18 protein-coding genes are annotated in these 18457 nt (G+C 67.5%); 10 read left to right on the forward strand and 8 right to left on the reverse strand.

Annotated features, from left to right (window positions below; translation table 11 throughout):
* Positions 1-258 (forward strand): PfkB family carbohydrate kinase (locus ACSBP4_RS08950; protein ID WP_435552000.1); only part of this gene is annotated, 258 nt, incomplete at its 5' end.
* Here ACSBP4_RS08950 and ACSBP4_RS08955 read toward each other — a convergent pair.
* From ACSBP4_RS08955 to ACSBP4_RS08970, 4 genes are all read right to left on the reverse strand, one after another.
* The gene (locus ACSBP4_RS08955) at positions 255-1442 is read right to left on the reverse strand and encodes a DHH family phosphoesterase (protein WP_435552001.1); all 1188 of its coding nucleotides are present in this window, start codon (positions 1440-1442) and stop codon (positions 255-257) included. The two genes, ACSBP4_RS08950 and ACSBP4_RS08955, sit on opposite strands and share 4 nt — an antisense overlap.
* Positions 1443-1583: 141 nt before the next feature.
* Entirely contained in the window at positions 1584-2474 is an 891-nt protein-coding gene (locus ACSBP4_RS08960; RefSeq protein WP_435552002.1) for an SDR family oxidoreductase, read from the reverse strand.
* A gap of 111 nt (positions 2475-2585) precedes the next feature.
* Complete coding sequence (locus ACSBP4_RS08965; protein WP_435552003.1) at positions 2586-3830, reverse strand: sulfite oxidase; 1245 nt, start codon at positions 3828-3830, stop codon at positions 2586-2588.
* A gap of 69 nt (positions 3831-3899) precedes the next feature.
* Entirely contained in the window at positions 3900-4325 is a 426-nt protein-coding gene (locus ACSBP4_RS08970) for a DUF5791 family protein (RefSeq protein WP_435552004.1), read from the reverse strand.
* A gap of 160 nt (positions 4326-4485) precedes the next feature.
* Between ACSBP4_RS08970 and ACSBP4_RS08975 the strand changes: the two genes are divergently transcribed.
* The 4 genes from ACSBP4_RS08975 (at position 4486) to ACSBP4_RS08990 (ending at position 10600) form a co-directional block, all read left to right on the forward strand.
* Entirely contained in the window at positions 4486-5568 is a 1083-nt protein-coding gene (locus tag ACSBP4_RS08975; RefSeq protein ID WP_435552005.1) for a tubulin/FtsZ family protein, read from the forward strand.
* A gap of 124 nt (positions 5569-5692) precedes the next feature.
* A complete protein-coding gene (locus ACSBP4_RS08980; protein WP_435552006.1) occupies positions 5693-7609 on the forward strand; it encodes a glycoside hydrolase family 2 in 1917 nt (638 codons plus the stop codon).
* Positions 7610-7922: 313 nt separating this feature from the next.
* On the forward strand, positions 7923-8804 hold the full coding sequence (locus tag ACSBP4_RS08985; protein ID WP_006650092.1) for a coiled-coil protein: 882 nt from the start codon (positions 7923-7925) through the stop codon (positions 8802-8804).
* A 455-nt stretch (positions 8805-9259) separates the two neighbouring features.
* Positions 9260-10600: a carboxylate--amine ligase gene (locus tag ACSBP4_RS08990; protein ID WP_435552007.1), complete on the forward strand. Its 1341-nt coding sequence runs from the start codon at positions 9260-9262 to the stop codon at positions 10598-10600.
* Between the two features lie 503 nt (positions 10601-11103).
* Here the strand turns inward: ACSBP4_RS08990 and ACSBP4_RS08995 are convergent.
* The gene (locus tag ACSBP4_RS08995; protein ID WP_136396866.1) at positions 11104-11718 is read right to left on the reverse strand and encodes a hypothetical protein; all 615 of its coding nucleotides are present in this window, start codon (positions 11716-11718) and stop codon (positions 11104-11106) included.
* A 266-nt stretch (positions 11719-11984) separates the two neighbouring features.
* On the opposite strand from ACSBP4_RS08995, the gene sppA reads away from it, so the two are divergent.
* The 3 genes from sppA (at position 11985) to ACSBP4_RS09010 (ending at position 15151) form a co-directional block, all read left to right on the forward strand.
* Positions 11985-12977, forward strand: a complete 993-nt coding sequence (gene sppA, locus ACSBP4_RS09000; RefSeq protein WP_435552008.1) for a signal peptide peptidase SppA — start codon at positions 11985-11987, stop codon at positions 12975-12977.
* A gap of 105 nt (positions 12978-13082) precedes the next feature.
* Positions 13083-14378, forward strand: a complete 1296-nt coding sequence (locus ACSBP4_RS09005) for a DUF373 family protein (protein ID WP_049965001.1) — start codon at positions 13083-13085, stop codon at positions 14376-14378.
* A gap of 47 nt (positions 14379-14425) precedes the next feature.
* Entirely contained in the window at positions 14426-15151 is a 726-nt protein-coding gene (locus ACSBP4_RS09010; protein ID WP_435552009.1) for a diphthine--ammonia ligase, read from the forward strand.
* A gap of 150 nt (positions 15152-15301) precedes the next feature.
* Here ACSBP4_RS09010 and ACSBP4_RS09015 read toward each other — a convergent pair whose 3' ends face one another.
* Positions 15302-16006: a hypothetical protein gene (locus ACSBP4_RS09015; protein WP_435552010.1), complete on the reverse strand. Its 705-nt coding sequence runs from the start codon at positions 16004-16006 to the stop codon at positions 15302-15304.
* A gap of 76 nt (positions 16007-16082) precedes the next feature.
* Positions 16083-17054 (reverse strand): sugar phosphate nucleotidyltransferase, encoded by a 972-nt coding sequence (locus ACSBP4_RS09020; RefSeq protein WP_435552011.1) that lies wholly within the window; start codon positions 17052-17054, stop codon positions 16083-16085.
* A gap of 131 nt (positions 17055-17185) precedes the next feature.
* Here ACSBP4_RS09020 and ACSBP4_RS09025 point away from each other — a divergent pair, with 131 nt between their 5' ends.
* Together ACSBP4_RS09025 and ACSBP4_RS09030 are read left to right on the forward strand one after the other, a co-directional pair.
* A complete protein-coding gene (locus ACSBP4_RS09025; RefSeq protein ID WP_049964997.1) occupies positions 17186-17476 on the forward strand; it encodes a transcriptional regulator in 291 nt (96 codons plus the stop codon).
* Between the two features lie 185 nt (positions 17477-17661).
* A complete protein-coding gene (locus ACSBP4_RS09030) occupies positions 17662-18021 on the forward strand; it encodes a DUF7344 domain-containing protein (RefSeq protein WP_435552012.1) in 360 nt (119 codons plus the stop codon).
* Here the strand turns inward: ACSBP4_RS09030 and ACSBP4_RS09035 are convergent.
* Positions 18018-18452: a Rieske (2Fe-2S) protein gene (locus tag ACSBP4_RS09035; RefSeq protein WP_435552013.1), complete on the reverse strand. Its 435-nt coding sequence runs from the start codon at positions 18450-18452 to the stop codon at positions 18018-18020. The two genes, ACSBP4_RS09030 and ACSBP4_RS09035, sit on opposite strands and share 4 nt — an antisense overlap.
* Positions 18453-18457: the final 5 nt, after the last annotated feature.

An 18457-nucleotide genomic window follows, 5' to 3' on the forward strand; every position in this document is an offset into this window, starting at 1 on the left:
GGCGTCGTCTCCCACGGCGCGGACGCGGCCGTCGGCGCGACGCGGGCCGAGACCGCCGTCGCGGAGATGTACGACGTCGGCGACCCGCGCCGAACGACCGGTGCCGGCGACCGGTTCTCGGCCGGGCTGACCTGTGCGCTGGCTCGCGGGTACTCCCTCGAGTCGGCGCTGTCGCTCGCCAACGCCTGTGCGGCACACTTCGTCGGGACGGGCGACACGGCCGATCCGGCGGCCGTCCGGGCGCTGCTCGAGGACTAGCGCTCGCCGGCCATCGCGGAAAAAAGACGTTCTTCGAACTCCTCGCGGCTGATCCCGTCGGAGGGGCCGATCCCGTTCATGTGATCGATCGAGAGCTGGCCGCCGCCCATCCGCGCGTGGCCGCCCGCGCTCGCCATCGGAATGTCGCTGATGGCGTGGCGAAGCGCCTCGCCCATGTGGACCCGGTCGTCCCGGGAGCGCCCCGAGAGGTGGATCGTCCCGTCGTGTTCGCCGTAGACGACGACGGCCGTCACCCCCTCGAGGTGCATGAGTTCGTCGGCGGCCTGGGGGATCGCGTCGACGTTGCCGATCTCGCCGACGTCACAGACGGCGAAGGGGCCTTCGATCCGCTTTTCGGTGATCGCCGTCGCCTTGACCCGAAGGACGTCGTCGCTGACCTGCGGGTTCGCGATCCGATCGAGCAGGTCCTCGTCGATCCCGGAAAACAACGTCGCACAGGCGTCGAACTCGGCCCGCGAGCAGCCGTTGGTCAGGTGGTTCGTGTCCGACTGGATGCCATAGAGTAGCCCGGTCGCGAGTTCCGGCGATACGTCGGGGCCGCTGCCCTCCCCGTCGTCCAGCGTCGCTCCGATCTCCTCTAAGTACTCGACGATGATCGTCGAGGCCGCGCCGTAGTCGGTCCGGACGTCGGTGAACTTCGTGCCGGCACCGTTGCCGGGGTGGTGGTCGACGACCGCGACCGGCTCGACGGTCTGGGCCCCGGTGAAGCCACGCGGCGTGTTGTGATCGACCAGGACGACCGGGTCCGCGGCGAGCTGGGAGCTGGCGTCGATCGATTCCATCTCCAACTCGAGAACGGTCCGGAACGCCCGGTTCTCCTGATGGCGGATCTCGCCGGCGTACTGCAGTTCGGCGTCGGTGTCGACTGCGTCGGCGATCGCCGCGACGCCCATCGCACACGACATGGCGTCGGGATCCGGGTTCGGGTGCATCAACACCGTCACCTCGTCGTGGGTCGCCAGCAACCGCTGTAACTGTGCGCCCGGCGGCCGCCGGAACCACCGCACGACCCACCAGCCGCCGACGGCGAGCCCGACGACGGCAAGCACCAGCAGGGAGAGAACGAGCGGCTCGAGGGAGCGCACCGAGTCGCCGATCGACTCGGTCGCGAGCGGTGTCGCCCCGACGACCCCACCGTCGATCGGGGCGCTCCGATAGCTCATACCCGGAAATCAGATCGAACCCTCAAGAATTTTCCCCCGATTCCGGCGCGCTGTTACTCCTCGGCCCCGCAATATAGCAGCCACTGAAAGTCATTGCACACCTGATCGCACGACAGCGTTGCGATCAGTGTGTGAATCGTTTCAGTGGCTACTATAGCGCTCGATCGCGTCGCGGTACCCCTCGCGGAAGGTCGGGTACGCGAACTCGTAGCCGAGGTCGCGCAGCTTCCCGTTCGAACAGCGCTTGCTCGTCAGGATCCGCCGCCGGCCCGCCTCGCTGATATCGTCGTCCGCGAGCCGCTCGGCCTTCGTTTGCTTGGGTGGCCGGTCGACGCCGCACTCCTCGGCCAGCCAGTCCGCGAACGCCCACTTCGATGCCGGCTCGTCGTCGACGACCTGGACGACCTCCCCGCGCGCGAGGTCCTCGGTGAGCAGGTACCGGACCGCGCCGGCGGCGTCGTCGCGGTGGACCATGTTGAGATACCCCTCGGTGACCGGCCCCTCGAGGTAGCGCTCGAGCCGATACCGGCCGGGACCGTAGAGGCCGGCGTAGCGCGCGACGGTCCCCTCGACGCCGTACTCCGGGGGCAGTTCGAGGGCGATCCGTTCGGCCTCGGCCAGCACCTCGGTCTTCTCCGTCGTCGGCTCGAGGGGCGTCTCCTCGTCGACCCAGTCGCCGTCGTGGTCGCCGTGAACGCCCGTCGAGGAGGTATAGACCAGCCGATCCGGCGCGTCCTCGCGCTCGCCGACGGCCTCGATCGCGGTCCGCAGCCCCTCGACGTAGACCTCGCGGGCGGCCTCGGCACCGCGACCGCCGCTGCTGGCGGCGAAGACGACGGCGTCGACGTCGGGCACCGCCGCCAGTGCCTCGCGGTCGGTGACGTCCGCCCGAACCCCCTCGAAGCCGGCCGTCTCGATCCGCTCGACGCCCTCGGCCGAGCGGCGAACGCCGATCGGGTCGTGGCCGCGGGCCGCGAGCTGGCGGCCCAGCTCGAGGCCGACGTGTCCACAGCCCAAGATTGCAACCTTCATACCTCGACTCGCGGTCGGTCGCACATAATTTCACCGCTCGAGAGCGGTTTTCTCCCGTCTCCGCGCCGATTCCCGCGAATATTCGATCGGGGACTCGAGGCGCGACCGGTGTCACTCGACGGTGACCGCGACCGCGTGGGGGAGACAGGCGTTTTCGGCGTAGCCGCCCTCGTTCCACGGATACGCGTCGTCGGCGTCCTCGGTCGGACCGGCGATCCGGACGGGCTGGCGGCGACCGCGCTCGTCCGTCGCCCGCGAGACGAGCGTGTAGCTGCCGGGCGCGGGCTCCCAGTCGTAGCGAAACAGCCGCCAGGCGCAGTCGTAGTCCGGGCCGAAGCGCTCGGCCTCGGCCCAGTCCTCGCCGCCGTCGGTCGAGACCTCGACGCTCGTCACCGCGTCGTCGCCCGCCCAGGCGACGCCGACGACCGCGATCGGCCCGTCCTCGCTCGAGACGGTCGCGCCGTCCTCGGGCGCGCCGATCGTCGACTTGACGTTCTGGTCGAAGGTGTAGGGGTGGTCGATCTCGGCCGACTCGAGTTGGTCCCAGGTGTCGAACGTCGAGACCGTCGCGTTCGACTCGGGGTCGACGCCCTCGGGGTGGATGCGATAGGACGACTGCTGCCACTGCGTGTAGTCCTCCCCGTCGCGGTCCGTCCACTCCTCGCCGTGGACCATGGTTTCGGTCACGCGGAGTTCGGTGACCCACTTGACGCTGTTGACGCCGTACCAGCCGGGGACGAGCAGTCGAACCGGGTGCCCGTGTTCGGGGGGCAGCGGCTCCCCGTTTACCTCGTACGCGAGAATGCAGTCCTCGAGTACCTTCCCCATCGGGATCGAGCGGGCGAACCGGTCGTTCTCGCCGTCGACTTCCGGCCGATCGCCGCCGACCGCGGTGAGCCACATGTCGTCGTCGGTCGCCGCGCCGTGGTCGGCGAGGATCGACCGCAACGGGGTCCCGGTCCAGAACGCGGTGCTGACGGCCCCGTATTCCCACTGGACGCTCCCCGTCTCGGGCTCGAAGTAGCCCCGCCCGTTGCCCGCACACTCCATCGTGTGGGCGACGGCGACCGTCGGATACTCCTCCCGGATCGCCGCCATCTCGAGGTCGGCCGCCCGCTCGACCGCGCCGCCGAGTTCGACGATCCACTCCTCGGCCGCGGGGTCCAGCGTCTCGTTGCGGTGACAGACGTAGTGTTCCGCGACGGGCGTCAGCCAGTTCGCGTACGTCCCCCGGTCCGCGGCACCGACCACTCGATACCGGTCCGCGAGATCGGTGACGGCCTCGGTCCCGGGTTTGCGCGCCAGAATCTCGTCCGTCTCCCGTCGGCGGTCCTCGCCGCGTTCCGTGTTCGACATGGTGGGGAGACACCGCCGAGGAGGATAAATCACGGGGCGTGGTATCACTGCCCACGATCGCGTCCCGCGCTACGGCGCGCCGTCCGCGATCACGTACTGGACGTGGACGAACTCCTCGAACGACATCGGCGCGCGGCTCTCGATCTTCTGTTGGATCTCCTTGGCGTCGAGGTCGATCTCGAGTTCGCTCTCGACGGCGTCGACGTCGAGTACCGCCGTCGACATCCCCAGCAGCAGGTGTTCCAGCGCCATCGTCTTCGTCGTCTCGGGATCGGGCGCGCCCTCGGCCAGCGACTGGATCCGTGCGGCCTCCTCGAGGGTCAGCTCCGGCAGCTCGCCCGCGGCGACCGCCTCGAGGCGCTCCCGCTCGAGGTCGGTTTCGGCGGCCGCCTCGGCCGGACCCCGTTCCTCGACGATCGACGCGAGGTCGTCCGCGTACTCGGCCCGGAGCGCGGCGGGCGAATCGGGGACGGTCATCCGCTGTTCGTGGAACATACCGGATCCGACGGGAATGTCCCACAAATGTATTGTGAACTGCGGCGATCGGTCCGTCGATATCCCCCGTCTCGGGCGCATCGGTCGCGCGGTCGCCGCACTACGATCCACGTCTCAAATTACCGGAACGTTAAACAGCCCCCTCCCATATGCAAGTGATATGAAAGTAGCCCTGATCGGGGTCGGTCAGGCCGGTGGGAAGATCACCGAGCGGCTCGCGAAGTTCGACGCGAACATGGACTTCGGAGCCGTCCAGGGTGCCCTGGCCGTCAACTCCGCGGAACCCGACCTCCAGTCCCTCGAGTTCGTCGACACGAAGCTGATCGGTGCCGACCGCGTCAACGGCCACGGCGTCGGCGGCGACAACGAACTCGGCACGGAAGTGATGCAGGCCGACATCCAGCAGGTCCTCGGCGCGCTCGACGGCCGCGTGACCTCGAGCGCCGAAGCGATCGTCGTCGTCGCCGGATTGGGCGGCGGCACCGGCAGCGGCGGCGCGCCCGTGTTGGTCCACAACCTTCAGCAGGTCTACGACGTCCCCGTCTACGCGCTGGGCGTGTTGCCCGGGCGCAACGAGGGAGCGCTGTATCAGGCCAACGCCGGCCGCTCGCTGAAGACGCTGCTGCGGGAGGCCGACTCGACGCTGCTGATCGACAACGACGCCTGGCACGAACAGGGCGAGAGCGTCGAGGGGGCCTTCGAGACGATCAACGACCGGATCGCCAAGCGGGTCGGCCTGCTCTTTGCCTCCGGCGAGGCCGTCGAGGGCGTCGGCGAGAGCGTGGTGGACTCGAGCGAGGTCATCAACACCCTCCGCGCGGGCGGGGTCGCGGCGCTGGGTTACGCGACCGAGGTGGCAAGCGAGGACAGCGCCGAGAACATCAACACCGCCATGACAGTCTCCCGCCAGGCGCTGTTGACCGGGACGAGCCTGCCCGACGCCACCACGGCCGACTCCGCGCTGTTGGTCATCGCCGGCCAGCCCGACGCCATCCCGCGCAAGGGCGTCGAGCGCGCCCGGCGCTGGCTCGAGGACGAGACCGGCAGCATGCAGGTCCGGGGCGGGGACTTCCCGCTCGACAGCGACCGGCTGGGGGCGTTGGTGTTACTCGGCGGTGCCGAGCGCTCCGACCGGGTCCAGGCGTTCATGGAACGGGCCCGCGAGGCCAAGGAGGCCCAGGAGGAAGAATCGACAGACCACGCCGAGGAGTTCGCCGACGACCGGCTCGAGAACCTGTTCTGAGACGGTCTCCTGCCGTCAGTATCGGTGCGACCACGACCGCTTTGTGGTTGGCACCGGAAATCGGTACACCAAACCGTCTGAACCGTCGGAAGTGATTTTTATCTCGGGTTCACTCTCGGGGGTAATGACCGACGAGTGGACTGCCGGCGTCGTCACCGACGCCGGCGGTGACGACCCGCCGACCGTCGAGGGGTGGCGACCGGTATCGGTGCCCGGCCACCCTGCGGCCGTTGCCGATGCGGACGGCCCGATCGCCTATCGCACGACGGTTCCGGACCCGCGAGACGAAGCGTCCGAACGGGCGCTGCTCGAGGTCCGCGGCGCGTACGGCCGCGCCGAGATTTGGGTCAACGGCACGCGACTGGGGACCCAGAACGTCCCCTTCGTCCCGGCCCGCCTCGAGTTCGAGCCCCGCCCGGAGAACGAACTGCTCGTCGTCTGCGAGCCCCCCGACTCGTTCGCGGGGATTCACGCGACCGACGCGGTCCCCGACCGGTTCGACACGCCCGGGATCCGCTGGGGCGTCGCGGTCGAGTCCCGTCCCCGGACGTTCCTGCGAGCGTTCGAGGCCCGTCCGCGACTGGGACCGGTGTCGGCGGGCGACGCGAGCGAGGGGGCCGCGTCGGCCGCAAACGTGGCTCCCGACGGCGCGGGTGCCGCGATCGACGTGACCCTCGAGGTCGACGCGGGCGCGGCCGTCGACGACGCGGTGACGCTGTCGCTGCGGCCCGAGGGCTTTCGCGGCGGCGCGGCCATGGAACGGGTGCCCGTGCGGGCCGAGGCGGGGGAACGGACCACCGTCTCGCGGACGCTCACGATCAGGGAGCCCTCGCTGTGGTGGCCCCGCGAGTACGGCCCGCAGGACCGCTACACCGTCCGGGCGAAACTCGAGGGCGACACCCTCGAGCGGACGGTCGGACTGCGCCGCGTCGAGCGCGACGGCGACGGACTGCTGGTCAACGGCCGACGGGTTCGGGCCCGCGGGTTCACGCGGCTTCCCGGCGGTGATCCCCGCGCGGACGTCGACCGGGCCGTCGACGCGAACGCGACGTTGCTCCGGGCGCGCGGTCACGTCCCGCCCCGGTCGTTCTACGAGGCCTGCGACGAGGCCGGAGTGCTGGTCTGGCAGGACCTGCCGGCCTGCGGGGCCGATCTCCCGGTCGAGCGGGGGACCGAACTGGCGACGGCGCTGGCCGAGACGTACGGCGGCCACCCCAGCCTCGCGATGTACGGCGTTCAGGACTGGCCGGCCGATCCGTACGCGGAGCCGCTTGGGGAGGGCTTGCTCGCGAAACTCGCCGTCCGGTACCGGGCGTGGCGAGCGTCGGCCGACCGGGAACCGGCGGACGAAATCGCCGAGAACCTCCCCGACGAGCTGCCGGCCGTGTCGGTGGCCGGCCCACCGGGAACCGACCCCGACGCGGCGCATCTCTTCCCCGGCTGGCGATACCTCGCGGCCGCCGACATCGACTGGCTGCTCGAGACCTATCCGTCGCTGGGCGAGGCGGTCGGCCGGTTCGGCGCCGGATCGCTCGCAACCGATGAGGCCGACCCGGCGGAAGTGGCGGGACTCGAGCCGTCCCTGCTCGCCGGCGGGGCCGACGCCGCGGACTCACAGCGCGAGCAGGCACGGATCCTGAAAACGGTCGCCGAGACGCTCCGCCGGCGGGAGTGTGGCGTCCTCGCGGCGTCGACGCTTCGCGACCCCGGACCGGGCGGCGGCATGGGCGTTCACACCGTCGACGGGGATCCGAAGCGGGCCGCCGAGGGGATCGCGCAGTCCTACGAGCCGATTCAGGCCGTCCTCGACGGGCCGCCGACGCCAGGGACCGCCGGGATCACGCTCTGTAACGACAGCCACGAGGCCGTCGAGGCGACCGTCGGCTGGCGGGCGGGCGAGGAGACGGCCGCGACGACGGTAGACGTCGACCCCCTCGAGACGACGAGTGCCGGGACCGCCCGGATTCCGCCCGACGCGGATCGGGTCGACCTCGAGGTCGCCGTCGACGGGCGGACGGTCCGTAACCGGTACTATTTATAACTACGTTCGGCTCTCCATGTCACGGCCTAACGGGGCGAGACGAGGCCCCTGCGAACCGTTTTCAGGGGTTGGGGTACCGGTAGCTTTAAATTAGAGGCGACAATAGTACCAGTCACCAGAACGCCACCGGGGCGCGTATCGCTCGACGATCGATGACAGGAAATCTTATTCACCGAGGTTTCGCAGATCGTGAGCAGTCGCTTCGAACGACTGGTTGGCTACTGCCGAACCGATCGCCGAATCGCCGGCGATCGGCTCGGACGGCCGGCCGGTCGGTTTCCCGGTGCGGGTATGGCACAGAGGTTTGACTAACATGGTAGACGAATCGAAGAACATCGAACTGACAGAGGACGACCTAGAAAACAAATCGAAAGGACAGCTCATCAAGATGGCCGGTCAACTGCGAGACCGGCGCAACGAGCTGAACCAGATGGCTTCTGACCGGGCTTCCAAACGCGACGACCTTAACGCGAAGACTCGCGAGAAGGTCGACGAAGCCCAGGAGCATCGCGAGAAACGCGACGAACTCAACGAGCAGGTCCAGGAACACAAGGAAAGCCGCAACGAGCTCAACGCCGAGGCCAACGAACTGTTCGACAAGGTCGAGCAGCTCAAATCGGATATGGAGCTCGACGAGGGCAAGGACCTCGAGGAACTCGAAGAGGAGATCGAAGACCTCGAGTTCAAACAGCAGACCGAGGTCCTCTCGAGCGAGGAAGAGCAGGAACTCATCGAGAAGATCGAGAGCAAGCGCGAGGAGTACGAGGAGCGCAAGCAGAAACTCGATCAGAACGAGGACTTAGAGGAACTCGTCGAGGAAGCCGAGGAAGTGCGATCGGAAGCCTCCCAGCACCACCAGAAGGTCACGGAACTCGCCGACAAGGCTCAGGAACATCACAACCAGATGATCGAGGCTTATCGGGAGGCCGACGACATCCGTGACGAGGCCGACGAGATGCACGAGAAGTTCGTCGAGGCCCAGGAGGCCGCTGACCGCCACCACGAGGACTTCGTCCGCGTCCAGAAGCGCCTGCGCGAACTGGACAAGAAAGAGGAAGAAGAGCGCAAGTCCGAGCGCGACAAGAAGAAAGAGGAGGCCAAAGAGGAGGCCGAGGAGATCTACCAGAAGTTCAAGGAAGGCGAAACCCTCGACACCGAGGACCTGATGAAGCTCCAGAAGACGGGACTGCTCTAAGTCGATTCCGTCTACCCCGCGGTTTTTCTCCCCCGAGTCTTCGGGGTTCTCGAGTCCGTCCAGCGACGGCGCTGGCGGGCCGACAGTCGCTCCGGGATCGGCTCCGGTCGCTCGAGCGCGGCGGGACCGTGACCGTGTCTCAACCGGCCGACTCGTCCCCGTCAGCTCCCGCCTCGTCGGCCGGCGGCTCGTCTCACCCGCGACCGGCCGGTCCGGTGTCCGATCGATAGGAGTGACATACGTGTCCTGTAGCGCCGTCCTAGCGTCTGCTATCCGTTGTCGGCCGCCGGAATCGACGGGTTCGACTCGTGGCGGCCGGTCGCACTGGCGTCTCGGTGCCGGCCGTGGGTAGCCCGCGCCTACAGCCACCGGTCGGGAGCCGGGCCGGTGGTGTCGTCGTCCCGCCGCTGTACCCGATCTATAACAATGGAACCGGCCGTCCTCAGTCGCTGCTCATGCAACGTCACAGGGAGGACGCGAGCGTTCTCGTGCCGGGAATCGCCGCCCCGAGTACGGTCGCCTGTTGCCGCTCGCTTCGACCGCGCGGCGTTCGGACCGTCGTGGGTTCCGAGTCGCGATCGACGCCGGCGGCGACGTCGGCCTATCGCGACGAGTTCGTGGGGCTGCCCGACCCCGAGACCGACCTCGCCGCGTACGGCGACGCCCTCCGCTCGCTCGCCGAACGGACCGATATCGAGACGATCGTCCCGGTCCGCGAGGAAGACGTCTACGTCCTCGCGAACCGCAGGGACGAGTTCGCAACGGCCGTCGCGACCCCGTGGCCGGCGTTCGAGACGCTCCGGCGCGTCCAGGACCGGGTCGACCTCTTCGCCGCCGCCGACGCGGCCGGCGTCGCGGCCCCCGAGACCGCCCTCCTCGACGAGTGGGACGACTGGGGCCGCGAGACGATCGTCAAACCGCGCTACACCGTCGCGGCACCGGCCTACCTCGGCTCGAGCGCGGCACACGCGACGATCGGCTCGACCGAGTACCAGCCTCCGGGAACGGAACCGGACCGGCAGGCCGAGATCGACACGCGAGGCCACGTGCCGCTGGTCCAAGAACGGATCCCGGACTCGCCGGAGTACGGCTTCTTCGCGCTGTACGATCACGGGGACCCGGTCGCGACCTTCCAGCACTGCCAGCGACGAGGCTGGAAGTACTGTGGCGGACCCAGCGCCTACCGGGAATCGGTCTTCATCCCGGAACTCGAGGACGCGGGGCGGGCACTGCTCGACGAACTCGAGTGGCACGGGCTCGCGATGGTGGAGTTCCTGCGGGACCCGTCCGACGGCGAGTTCAAGCTGATGGAGATCAACCCGCGGTTCTGGTCCTCGCTGCCGTTCTCGGTCCGGGCGGGCGCGGACTTTCCCGCCTACTACTGGCAGCTGGCGACCGGCGAGCCGATCACGTCGGAGCCGACCTACGAGGTCGGGATGGGCGGCCATCTGTTGCGGGGCGAACTCAGCTACGTACACAGCGTCGCCACCGAGGAGTATCCGCTGGTCGAGCGGCCATCGCTCGGGGCCGCCGTCCGCGAGGTTGCGACGTCGCTCGTCGCTCACCCACGGTTCGATTACGCCGTCGCCGACGACCCGGTGCCGTTCGTGCAGGACGGCGTCAACCTCGTGCGGACGTGGCTGGGGGATCGGTCGGCGACGGCCGAGACGGGGGACGACGGGACGGAGCCGACCGGCGCGACGCCGACGATCGACCGCCCGGCATCGGAGCCGGCACAGACCGACGGCGGCCCAACCGGACCGCAGTCAGGGAGTTCGGACGACGGGACGCGGTGACCGACACGTTGCCAGCGCGAAACGTCGATGTAACCGTCCCAGACCAGCAACACATCACACTCCGAATTACGGAATTCGTAACTGACTCGAGTTCACAGTAAAATAGATCGCGAAGCGGGAGTCTCAGGAGTCAGTCGTACTCGGAGACGAGTTCGAGCGCCGTACGTCGAACACGTACAGCGTAGTCATGACGAGTAGACCGCCGAAAAAGAACGCAAAAAGGAGTTCGGACCATGTTTCATCGGAAATGAGTACGCCTATCGTCCCGCCGGCTACGACTGCCCATATTGCTTTCAGGATCGTACTCTCCCGTGTATACTCGATAAGAGCGCCGAGAGTTCCGAGCGCGGCCGCGACGAGTAAGTAAGGCAGTGGCGTCACCACTTCGACTACCTGCCCCGTAGCGATCGTATATAGCCCCGTTGCCACCACCCCCGATAAAATCATAATGAACGTAGTTCTTGTCTGTGGTCTGTGGTTTGTCATCTAATTTCAGCCCTGACTTATGGACTAGGGTCGGCGAGTGCGAGATATCCCGGAACGCTCTCTGCTTCCTCGAGATCTTCATGCGAATATTCATGACCTGCTGCAGTACCAATACGAATTTGGGGGGTACCGACTGGACCGTCGCTGGCTTCGTCCCAAAGGCCCACGGTGAATTCGTCCCCGGCCGTATCGAAGTCTATGAGAACGCTCCCAGCGGCCCCACAGACTCCTGCTGCACCCCACCCTGCACCGGGGAGAGCCGCACAGATTACACCCCCAATTGCACCCCCAGCTGCCTGTCCAATATCTTCTCCTGCGACTGCTGCAACTCCGACTTCGTATTTTTTGACGTTAGGAAATGAGTATTCACCGATAGTGTCTCCCCAAGGATCGGTTTCTCGGAGTATTTCGAGATCAGTGTCGACTTGTTGAGTACCAATATTGGTACGGGGGTTCACTTCTATGAGGTGAACCGAAGTACTCTTCTTATCAATTCGGTATCTGTATGTCTCACCTTCAATACTTACGTCCACTATCTTCTGTTGTTCTGTTTCCGAGACCACTTCAACACTACACTCATCGCATTCGTCGTTTGATTGCGCTGCGCCGCTTCCGACTGCGGCGATGCCCAAAGTAAGTCCCGATGCACACGTGCGCAATACCGTTCTTCTTTTTCTCATATTGCGGCCTGAAATACCATGGATGGTAAGTAATCTGTTGGGTGCTATTTTCTACCCTATTAACCGATAGTAACTATTATAAACCCTTTATGACCCTAAATATATGGAAATTGAATCGGTACCGGTTCTTACTATAGTTACTGACTGTACTTCAGTTTGGACCACCAACGCTTAACGGAGCGCACACGCAGCTATCAATATGACTCGAGGTGTCACCGATGGTCAGTAACGGGACCGAGCGACTCCTGACGGTCGCGCTCGGCGGGTTCGCGTCCGCGGCGGTCGCGGTCGCGCTGTTCGTCGTCTATCCGCAGACGCTGACGGACCTGTTCGGCGTGCTGTTCGCGATCGCCGCCGTCCTCGTGGGGCTGCGATTCACGAGCAACATCGCCGGCTCGCTGTACCCGAGCTACGACGTCGCCGAAGTCGCCGTCGAGGGGCCGATCAGCCGCGACGGCGGCGGTGGGCCCCTGCCGACGAGCCCGGGTGCGACGCCGGCCGACGACGTCGTCGACCAGATCGATCGCGCCGACGAGGACGACAGCGTCGACGCGTTGCTGTTGAAGCTGAACACGCCCGGCGGCGAGGTCGTCCCCAGCGACGACATTCGTCTGGCCGCCGAACGCTTCGACGGGCCGACCGTCGCCTACGCGACCGACGTCTGTGCCAGCGGCGGCTACTGGATCGCCAGCGGCTGCGACGAACTCTGGGCCCGCGAGGGGTCGATCGTCGGCTCGATCGGCGTCATCGGCTCCCGGGTCAACGCCAGCGACTTGGCCGAAAAGGTCGGCCTCTCCTACGAGCGCTTCGCCGCCGGCGAGTACAAAGACGCCGGCACGGCGCTCAAAGAGATGGACGAGGACGAACGCGAGTACCTGCAGGGGATCATCGACGACTACTACGACACCTTCGTCGAACGGGTCAGCGACGGCCGCGACTTAGAGCCGGAGTTCGTCCGCGACACCGAGGCGCGGATCTACCTCGGGGAGCAGGCCCACGAGCTGGAGTTGGTCGACCACCTCGGCACCCGCCGGGAGATCGAGACCGAACTGGCCGACCGGCTCGAGACCGACGAGGTCGTCGTCGAGGAATTCGAGCCCGAGCGTCCGCTGATGGCCCGCGTCGGCGCGGGCGCCCAGAAGGTCGCCTACGCTTTCGGAGCCGGCATCGCCGGCCTCGGCGACGGCCGCGGGTTCCGCCTGCGGAGCTAACTGCGCGGGGTCGCCCGCTCGAGTCCCCGTCCCCCGGTCGAGACCGCCACGGGAGCGGTCGAACGAGTAAGTGGTTTTATCGTTGCACAGAATGCATCGGCTACCGTGACAACGCTGGTCGTCTGTCTCGACCGGACCGACGACGTGGGCCGCAAGACCGGCCTGCGCTCGCCGGTCGTCGGCTGGGAGGCAGTTCGCGCGCTCGTGACCGACGTCGGCCTCGCGGATCCGGAGGACTCGGGAGTCAACACCCTGCTCGAGTCGTTGCGGGTCGCCCAGGACTTGCGCGACGAGAACGAGGAGGTCGTCGTCGCGGTCGTCTCGGGGGACCACGAGTCGATGGTGTCGGCCGACCGGGCGGTCGCCGAGCAGCTCGACGACCTCATCGCGGACTACGATCCGGACTCGGCGGTCGTCGTGACCGACAGTGCGGAGGACGAACGGCTGATTCCGATCGTCGAGAGCCGCGTGCAGGTCGATTCGGTCGACCGGGTCGTCGTCCGCCAGGCACGGGACATCGAGTCGACGTACTACCTGCTCAAGCAGTTCCTCGCCGACGAGGAGCTGCGCCAGACGATCCTCGTCCCGATCGGGCTGACACTGCTGGTCTTTCCGCTGCTCGCGACGACCGTCGGGCCGGCGGAGGGCGCGGCCGCGATCACGACCGTCATCGGCCTCTTCCTGCTCTACAAGGGCTTCAACATCGACGAACGCCTGACCAGACTCGCCCGGGGGACCCGCGAGTCGCTGTACTCCGGGCAGGTGTCGGTCGTCACCTACGTCGTCGCGGCCGGGCTGACCTTCGTCGGCCTGTTCGTGGGCGCGCTCGGTGTCTCGGGGCTCGAGGACACCCCCGGCGTGGTGATCCCGGCGACCCGCTTCGCGTTCGACAGCGTCCCGTGGCTGGCGATGGCCGCGTTGACGGCCAGCGCCGGCCGGTTGCTCGACGAAGCGATCAGCGACGAGCCCATCCGCACGTCCTTTCTCAACCTCCCGTTCATCGTCGTCGCGGTGGGGCTGGTCGTCCGCGGGTTCTCCGCGTACTTCCTCGAGCAACAGGGTCAGATGGAGTCGTTTGTCGTCCCGGCCAACGAGTTCCTCATCTTCTCGAACGAGCGGTTCGTGATGGGGGCGGGCGAACGCCTCGCGCTCTACGTCGTCACCGCGATCGTCATTAGCCTCGTCGGCGCACAGATCGCGGCCTCGCTCAGTGGCTCGAGCGGCGAGGACGAACGGAGCGACGGCGGCTCCGATGCGGGTCCACAAGACGGCGCGACGGCCGACGGCGAGTCCGCGGCCGCAACCCCCGATTCCGGCGCGGTCCCGGACCGGAGCGATCCCGAACTCACCGACGGCGGTGCGGCCGCCGGCGCCGACTCGCCCGCCGATCGCGACCGCTGACCGTTCCGACTCGGTATTCATTTACCCGCGCCGGCCGACGACCGACCATGAGCGACGCAGACGGCGCGTGGGTGAGTCTCTTTTCGGGCGGCAAGGACTCCTCGTGGGCGCTGTACCGGGCCCTCGAGGCGGGACTGCCCGTCGACCGGCTCGTGACCGTCCACCCCGCGGGCGACTCGTATATGTATCACGTCCCCGCGACGGAACTGGCGACGCTGGCGGCCGAGAGCATCGGCATCGAACTGATCGACGTCGAACCGGACGACTTCGCGGCCGACGCGGCCGTCGACTCCGGGACGCAGGGCGACGCCGAACTCGAACCGCTCGAGGCCGCCCTCGAGGACCTCGACGCCGATCTCCCCGGCGGGATCGCGGGCGTCACCGCCGGTGCCGTCGAGAGCGAGTACCAGACGAGCCGCATTCAGGGGCTGTGCGACCGCCTCGGCTGTGAACTGTTCGCCCCGCTCTGGCAGGAAGACCCCCGCGAACTCGCCGACGCGATGCTCGAGGCCGGCTTCGAGATCGCGATCATCCAGGTCGCGGCCCGCGGGCTGGACGAGTCGTGGCTCGGGCGGACGCTCGACCGCGAGGCCATCGCGGACCTCGAGGCGCTGCACGAGGAGTACGGCGTCCACATCTTGGGTGAGGGCGGCGAGTTCGAGACCTTCGTCGTGGATGGGCCACATATGGATCGGCGGATCGACCTCGAGTACGAGCGCGAGTGGGAGGGGACGCGCGGCCGGTTGCGAATCACGGACGCGACGTTGGAGTAGGAATCGTTCCGCGAGCGAACGGCGTGAGCGAGCGGCTTTTCGGTCCAGAGTGTTGCGCGAGCGGTGAGCGAAGCGAACCCGAGCGGAACAAGGTGGTCCACCCGGTCCGTAGCGGCGGTTCGACGGGGTTCAGCGGGACTTCCGTCGCTTCTACGGACGAGCGGCCTCGAGGACCGCCTCCCGTTCGGCCGGCTCCGTCGCTCGCCACCACGCGATCCGATCGATCTCGAGCGGGCGATACCCCGAGACGACGGCGAGCCACTCACAGGAGGCGATCGTCCGGCGCGCCGTCGCGGTGTCGATCGGCGACGACTCGCAGTCGTCGTCGACGGCCGACAGCAGTTTTTCGAGGGTCGGATCCGGTCGCGGGGTATCGACCCCCGCCAGTTGTCGCAGGTACTGGAAGGTCCCGGGCCCGACGCCGGCGATCGACCCGATCGGGTCCGACTCGTGGCGGTAGTGATCCGCGGTTTCGGCCCAGTCGATCAGCGCCGCGAGGTCGTCTTCCGCCGGGGAGTCGGCGAGGACGGCCGCGATGTCACAACAGACTGCGCGCGTGCGCCGGGCACCGAGGGCCGCCACGAGGTCGTCGTCATCGCGCTCGAGGGCGGCGAGGTCCGAAAAGGACGTGACGCGACCGGTCGCGACGAACGCGTCGCGAAACCGCTCGACGGCCGGCTTGACCCCGTCGAGAAAACCCTGGCCGGTCGCGGCCGCGGCGGCCTCGGCGACGAGCAGTAGCGGGTCCGAGCCGGTCCAGCGCCGGAACTCGAGGAACGCGGCCGCGAGGTCCGCGGCCGGCACGCCGTCGGCGCGGGACTCGAGGGCCGCCCGGGCCGTCTCGTCGACACTCATGTCCGTTGGTCACGGGTGACACACGGCATGCCCATAGGTGTATCGCCCGATTCCCGCGATCGACGGCCGGCCCTCGCTACGCGCCGCCGTTCGTGATCGTCGTGTGGGCACCGATGAGCGCCCCTGCGAGATCGAGGTCCTCGAGGGTGGTCCCCCGGTCGATGATCGAGCGGCGGATGTCGCCGTCGCGGACCGTCGCCTCGGGGAAGATGACGGTGTGTTCGAGGTCGGTCCCCTCGAGGGCCACGTCGTCCATGACGTGGACGTTCTCGCCGATCGTGGCGTCTTCCAGCGTCGCGGAGTCGGCGACCAGCGAGTCGCCGTCGAGGTGCCAGGCGACGGCGTCGAGATAGCTCTCGGGCGTACCGATGTCGAACCACGCGCCCTCGAAGGTGTAGGCGTAGGTGGCCTCGCGGTTCTGGAGCCACTGGACGAACCAGCCGGGCTCGTCGGGGTTGTTCCCGTCCTCGAGGTAGGTCGGCAGGAGATCGAGCGACTCCTGGGGAAAGGCGTAGCAGGCGATCGAGACGAGCGTACTCTTCGGGTCGTCGGGTTTCTCCTGAAAGTCGACGACGCGGTCGCCCTCGAGGTCGACCAGGCCGTAGGAGGAGGCCTTCTCGCGGGAGCCGACGTCGTAGGCGGCCAGCGTCGGCGCGTCCCGCGCTTCGAACGCGTCGAGGAAGTCGGCGACGTCGAAGCTGATCAGGTTGTCGCCGGCGATGATCAGCAGGTCGTCGTCGACGTTCTCGCGGTCGATCAGCTGGGCGAGCGCGCCGACGACGCCGAACTTGTCGTCTTCCTCGGTCGTCTCCTCGACCGAGAGTCGGGGCTTGTCGAACTCGCTATCGGCCAAGTGGGCCTCGAAGTCGGGGGCGAACCGCTCGTTGGTGCTGACGTAAACCTCGTCGATTCGCTCGTCGGCCTCGAGTTCCGCGAAGATGCGATCGACGACAGTCGACTCACCGATCGGGAGGAACATCTTGGGCCGATGTTTGGTAATCGGCCACATCCGAGTCGCGTACCCGCCTGCAAGGACGACGGCCTTCATAGGGCGGTGTTCTCCTGCGGGGTCTAAGTCAGTTGTCCTTTCATGGGGGTCGGGCGAGCGGCGGCCGCGGACGGACTCGCGGCGGCGAGCGGAGAGCAAACGGTAAAAGCGCACCCGCCGTTACCCCCGGTATGCGCGAGGCCGACGAAACCACCCGACAGAAACTCGCCGACGCCCTCCGGGCCGAGCCGGCGACGCCGAGCGAACTCGCGACGCAGTTCGATCTCACGCCCCACGCGGTGGTGGGCCACGTCGAACACGTCTCCCAGTCGGTAGCCGACGGCGACGAGCAGTTCCTCGTCGCCCCGCCGACGTGTCGGAACTGCGGGTTCGACGACTACGACGACCTGCTGAACCTCCCCTCGCGGTGTCCCGACTGCAAGAGCGAGTCCGTCGACGAACCGACGTTTACGATCGAGTGACTTGACAGTCCACCTTCGAGGACTGTCATCGCCGGTGTCTAATTTCGTCTCCGATTCGACACTAATATTTAGCGCGCAAGAGCAAACCCGGTAGTCCCCTCGAGCGAGCGGTCGTGTCCCGGTCGACGAACCCCCGCGTGTCTGGGCACCGTCTCGGCCGTTCGACTCGAGCCCATCGAACAGATATGAGTCCCGCACCACACTCGGAACCCGATCGCGCCGAGTTCGTCCAGGCCGTCCTCGAATGGCTCGACGAACCCGACGCGTCGGCGGAGGCGATCGACGACGCGTTCGCGCTGCTTGCCGACCAGCGCCGCCGGCTACTGTTGCGGGTCATGCGCACCTACGGCGAGGAGGTGACGCTGCCCGACGCCGCGGAGGAGGTCGCCATTCGCGAGACGGGCCACAGCGTGACGAACATCTCGGCCGAGCGGGTCACCGAGGTCTATCTCTCGCTCTATCACGATCACCTGCCGCGGCTGGTCGACGCCGGCCTGCTCGCGTACGATCAGGAGCGGGACCTCGTCGCCCCCGGCGACATCTAGAACTCGACGTTCGAGGTCGACGTCCGGTCGAAATCGTCCGTCTCGAGCGGGCCGGGGCCGACGAACTCGTAGTCGTCGTCGGTCAGGTAGACGTCGCCGTCCGCGACGGTGACCTCGAGGTCGGTGAGGTAGGCCCCCTCGCAGGGGCCGAAGGTACAGCGGCCGGAGTCGGGTTCGAAGTACGCGCCGTGGTTCGCACAGACGAGTTCGCCGTTCCGGATCGGCGCGCCAGACCCCTTGTCCAGTTTGATGTGCGTGAGATGTTGACAGTAGTTGAGCCAGCAGGCGACCTCGTCGGCGGGATCGTCGCCGTCGGGGTCGGTCCTGACCAGAATCGCCTCCCGTTCGTCGCCCGCGTCGTCGGCGACGCGAAACAGCACCGTCGAGTCGGCGGGCACGTCCGCGAGCGTCGTGATCCGTCCTGCGTCCATGGGAC

The sequence above is a fragment of the Natrinema sp. CGMCC1.2065 genome (assembly GCF_051225675.1).
In the GTDB taxonomy this organism is placed as follows: Archaea; Halobacteriota; Halobacteria; order Halobacteriales; family Natrialbaceae; genus Natrinema; species Natrinema thermotolerans.

Coding starts and splice junctions, on each gene's coding strand:
- ACSBP4_RS08960 (WP_435552002.1), bottom strand. CDS start 2,474: ATGAAGGTTGCAATCTTGGGCTGTGGACACGTCGGCCTCGAGCTGGGC.
- ACSBP4_RS08970 (WP_435552004.1), bottom strand. CDS start 4,325: ATGTTCCACGAACAGCGGATGACCGTCCCCGATTCGCCCGCCGCGCTC.
- ACSBP4_RS08965 (WP_435552003.1), bottom strand. CDS start 3,830: ATGTCGAACACGGAACGCGGCGAGGACCGCCGACGGGAGACGGACGAG.
- sppA (WP_435552008.1), top strand. CDS start 11,985: ATGGTCAGTAACGGGACCGAGCGACTCCTGACGGTCGCGCTCGGCGGG.
- ACSBP4_RS08980 (WP_435552006.1), top strand. CDS start 5,693: ATGACCGACGAGTGGACTGCCGGCGTCGTCACCGACGCCGGCGGTGAC.
- ACSBP4_RS08985 (WP_006650092.1), top strand. CDS start 7,923: ATGGTAGACGAATCGAAGAACATCGAACTGACAGAGGACGACCTAGAA.
- ACSBP4_RS09020 (WP_435552011.1), bottom strand. CDS start 17,054: ATGAAGGCCGTCGTCCTTGCAGGCGGGTACGCGACTCGGATGTGGCCG.
- ACSBP4_RS09025 (WP_049964997.1), top strand. CDS start 17,186: ATGCGCGAGGCCGACGAAACCACCCGACAGAAACTCGCCGACGCCCTC.
- ACSBP4_RS08975 (WP_435552005.1), top strand. CDS start 4,486: ATGAAAGTAGCCCTGATCGGGGTCGGTCAGGCCGGTGGGAAGATCACC.
- ACSBP4_RS08955 (WP_435552001.1), bottom strand. CDS start 1,442: ATGAGCTATCGGAGCGCCCCGATCGACGGTGGGGTCGTCGGGGCGACA.
- ACSBP4_RS09030 (WP_435552012.1), top strand. CDS start 17,662: ATGAGTCCCGCACCACACTCGGAACCCGATCGCGCCGAGTTCGTCCAG.
- ACSBP4_RS09015 (WP_435552010.1), bottom strand. CDS start 16,006: ATGAGTGTCGACGAGACGGCCCGGGCGGCCCTCGAGTCCCGCGCCGAC.
- ACSBP4_RS09035 (WP_435552013.1), bottom strand. CDS start 18,452: ATGGACGCAGGACGGATCACGACGCTCGCGGACGTGCCCGCCGACTCG.
- ACSBP4_RS09010 (WP_435552009.1), top strand. CDS start 14,426: ATGAGCGACGCAGACGGCGCGTGGGTGAGTCTCTTTTCGGGCGGCAAG.
- ACSBP4_RS08990 (WP_435552007.1), top strand. CDS start 9,260: ATGCAACGTCACAGGGAGGACGCGAGCGTTCTCGTGCCGGGAATCGCC.